3 protein-coding genes are annotated in these 3,408 nt (G+C 48.7%); all 3 read left to right on the top strand.

All coding sequences use genetic code 11. The features are described 5' to 3' along the window. The first annotated feature begins 105 nt into the window (after positions 1-105). The 3 genes from radA to RMO52_RS13550 all read left to right on the top strand — a co-directional run bounded on the left by radA (position 106) and on the right by RMO52_RS13550 (position 3,291). Positions 106-1,605: a DNA repair protein RadA gene (radA, locus tag RMO52_RS13560; RefSeq protein ID WP_309738452.1), complete on the top strand. Its 1,500-nt coding sequence runs from the start codon at positions 106-108 to the stop codon at positions 1,603-1,605. A gap of 77 nt (positions 1,606-1,682) precedes the next feature. Beyond that, complete coding sequence (locus RMO52_RS13555; RefSeq protein WP_310415045.1) at positions 1,683-2,312, top strand: HupE/UreJ family protein; 630 nt, start codon at positions 1,683-1,685, stop codon at positions 2,310-2,312. A gap of 262 nt (positions 2,313-2,574) precedes the next feature. Beyond that, positions 2,575-3,291, top strand: a complete 717-nt coding sequence (locus tag RMO52_RS13550; RefSeq protein WP_310415042.1) for a rhomboid family intramembrane serine protease — start codon at positions 2,575-2,577, stop codon at positions 3,289-3,291. The last annotated feature ends 117 nt before the right edge of the window (positions 3,292-3,408 follow it).

The following is a 3,408-nucleotide window of genomic DNA, read 5'->3' as shown; positions in this document are numbered from 1 at the left end:
TCGGTCAGTCCGCCCGACTAGTATTGGAGTGGATTTCGATCCTCACTCCCATAAAACCCCACCTCCCATCTACCCATCTACCCTCTACCCCTTACCCTTTCCATAATGGCAAAACAGCCGCGCACATCCTACGTCTGTAATGAATGCGGATCGACATCCCCTCAATGGTATGGAAAATGTCCGATCTGTAATACTTATGGTTCGCTGATCGAACAAGCACCACCCTCGACATCCAGAGGGGGTGTAGGTGCAAAAAGTAATCATAGTCGATCGAGCGGCGAGCAGCCTCACCCCTTAGCGGCGCTAACTTTTCCCGAAATTATCGATGGTGAGGAAGAACGCTGGGCGTCAGGATTTGGCGAACTCGATCGCGTCTTGGGTGGCGGCATCGTCCCTGGCTCCCTCGTTTTAATTGGTGGCGATCCGGGGATTGGTAAATCTACCTTGCTGCTGCAAACTGCCAACCTGATGTCCAAGCATTATCGAGTCCTCTACGTCTGTGGTGAGGAATCGGGCAAACAAGTCAAACTTAGAGCCTCCCGCTTGGGTGTTGAAGGCACCAAAGGCGAATTTACCCCCGAACCGATCGAGACAGATGGCGAAATTGTCTTAGCCAAACCCCTTACCGTCGCCGATGGTGCAAATTTATACGTTCAAGCCGAGACAGATCTCGAAGAAATTCTCCGGGAATTAGAATCGCTCAAACCGCACGTCGCTGTCATCGATAGTATTCAGACGGTGTATTTTCCCGCGCTCACCTCCGCCGCTGGATCGGTGGCTCAGGTGCGCGAGTGTACCGCAGCTTTGATGAAAGTCGCCAAACGGGAAGACATTACCCTCCTGATTGTCGGACACGTCACCAAAGAAGGGGCAATCGCGGGGCCGAAAGTGTTGGAGCATTTAGTCGATACCGTTTTATATTTCGAGGGCGACAGGTTTGCCTCTCATCGTCTCCTGAGATCCACCAAAAATCGCTTTGGAGCCACTCATGAAGTGGGAGTCTTTGAGATGGTCGATCGCGGGTTGCGAGAGGTTGACAACCCTTCTGAGCTGTTTGTAGGCGATCGGCAGGGGATGGCTCCAGGGACGGCGATCGTGGTGGCTTGTGAGGGTACGCGCCCGATCGTAGTGGAGCTACAGGCTTTAGTCAGTCCGACGAGTTATCCATCACCTAGGCGAGCGGGTACGGGGATTGATTACAACCGTTTGACGCAAATTCTCGCCGTACTCGAAAAACGGGTGGGGATTCCGCTCTCCAAATTAGATGCTTATGTCGCCTCCGCAGGTGGGCTAAATGTCTCGGAGCCAGCCGTAGACTTGGGGATGGCGATCGCGATCGTGGCAAGTTTTCGCGATCGGGTAGTCGCGCCCTTTACGATCCTGATCGGTGAAATCGGCCTGGGCGGACAAGTTCGCCAAGTATCTCAGTTAGAGTTACGCCTCAAAGAAGCGGCTAAACTGGGCTTTAAACGCGCGATCGTGCCCAAAGGACATCAAACTTTTCCCGATCTGGGCATGGAAATTATTCCCGTCGGACGCGTCATCGATGCGATCGTCGCTGCCTTGCCTGCTGAAACAGAAGTCGAAGACGTGGATGAAGATTGATGTTTTGTAACGTAACGGACATCAATCGTCAGTACATGTTGGTGTTAAATTAATTTGTACTTCCGGGATTATTCACGATGAAAAAAAATCAGTTTTGGCAGTACTTAGTTAGTGCGATCGCGATTACCCTGTTACTTCCCAGTTTGGCAAGCGCGCATACTGGAGTCGGCGATTCTGGCGGCTATTGGCAGGGATTAGTACACCCCTTTAGTGGTTTAGATCATATCCTAGCGATGGTAGCGGTAGGTTTATGGGCGGCTCAGATCGGCGGGAAGGCTCTTTGGGTAGTACCTAGTGCCTTTATGTTAGCAATGGCTGGTAGTAGTGTGGCGGGATATTTTGGGCTACCTTTGCCCGGTGTCGAACAAGGGATCTTAGCTTCTGATTTTATCCTTGGTTTGCTATTACTATTTGCCGCTCGTTTACCGCTAGCTATTAGCACGGGGATTGTCGCAAGTCTGGCGATTTTTCATGGCTACGCTCATGGAGCCGAAATGCCTGCGACGGCTTCAGGACTGTCTTATGGGTTTGGTTTTATTATTTCAACTGCTACTTTGCATCTAGCTGGCATTGGACTGGGATTAACCATCGTTGGCGAAGCCTCTCCTCTGGAGAATCGTTATCAGCCTAAATTCAAAACATTGTTATTTCGGTTCGGTGGCGGTGCTGTCATCCTCGGTGCTGTCTATATCTCCATTGCTGGTTAGGAATAGAAGCTAGTGCGATCGACTTTCTGAGAGACTTGAAATGAGTTAAGCGAGGGTATTGTATCAATCGGGCAACAGTCAATGGATAGATGGGATAAATGTTAAATTATTGGTAACTGAGGAATATTTGTAACCGATTAGATCGATCAGGGCTGCATTTTGTCGATCGAGATTGCAATAGAGATTTGAGCTAAAAACTCTATTCTCGATCGTCACCTCGAAGTCGATCGATATCCGCTATCCCCTATCCCCCTAATTTTGTATGTTTCCCATCGATGATGACAATCCGACGATAATTACCCCGTTTGTTACCTACGGGTTGATTGCGCTCAATGTGCTAATTTTCATCTATGAGTTAAGCTTTTCCGAGAAAGGTTTAACCCAATTTTTCTATCAATGGGCAGTTGTTCCCTTGCAACTGACAGGTGAATTTACTGGCACTACTTACCCCGCATTGCGTGGTGGCGAACCGCCAGAAGTATTGACATTAATCACCGCCCAATTTCTTCACGGTGGCTTCCTTCACCTCGCGGGAAATATGTTGTTCTTATGGATTTTTGGTAATAATGTCGAAGACCAATTAGGGCACTTCAAGTTCCTGTTCTTTTATCTAGCTTGTGGCGTACTTGCCAGTTTAGCCCAGTGGTATTTCAGTCAAGGTTCGCAGTTGCCATCGCTCGGTGCGAGTGGTGCGATCGCAGGTGTGATGGGAGCTTATATTATTCGCTTTCCAAAGGTGTCCGTTAGAACTGTGATTCCGATTGGTATTTTCCCGTTCTTTACAAGAATTCCGGCTTATTTTTATCTCGGAATTTGGTTTTTTCAACAAGCTTTATACAGTTTTGCCACTCTCGCACCGCGTACTAATGTGGGGATGGAAAATGGTGGTGTTGCCTATTGGGCGCACGCAGGCGGCTTTGTCTTTGGTGCCGTTCTCGGCCCAGTTTTAGGATTGTTTTCCCAGCGATCGCAGGCTTGATTTCGCTATAAAATAGTGGTGGGCAATGCCCACCCTACATCTCTATAAAATTTTACGATTAATGAAAGTAAGAAAGCGTTCTGGGTTGATAACTTTCACTAATTCAGTTCCATTTAT

The sequence above is a fragment of the Chamaesiphon sp. OTE_8_metabat_110 genome, assembly GCF_031382685.1.
Lineage (GTDB): Bacteria > Cyanobacteriota > Cyanobacteriia > Cyanobacteriales > Chamaesiphonaceae > Chamaesiphon.
Note: the sequence above shows the minus strand (reverse complement) of the source record. Positions and strands in the feature narration are given on the sequence as shown.

Bases quoted from the DNA above. Each gene is read 5' to 3' on its own strand.
- RMO52_RS13555 (WP_310415045.1), top strand. From the start codon at position 1,683: ATGAAAAAAAATCAGTTTTGGCAGTACTTAGTTAGTGCGATCGCGATT.
- radA (WP_309738452.1), top strand. From the start codon at position 106: ATGGCAAAACAGCCGCGCACATCCTACGTCTGTAATGAATGCGGATCG.
- RMO52_RS13550 (WP_310415042.1), top strand. From the start codon at position 2,575: ATGTTTCCCATCGATGATGACAATCCGACGATAATTACCCCGTTTGTT.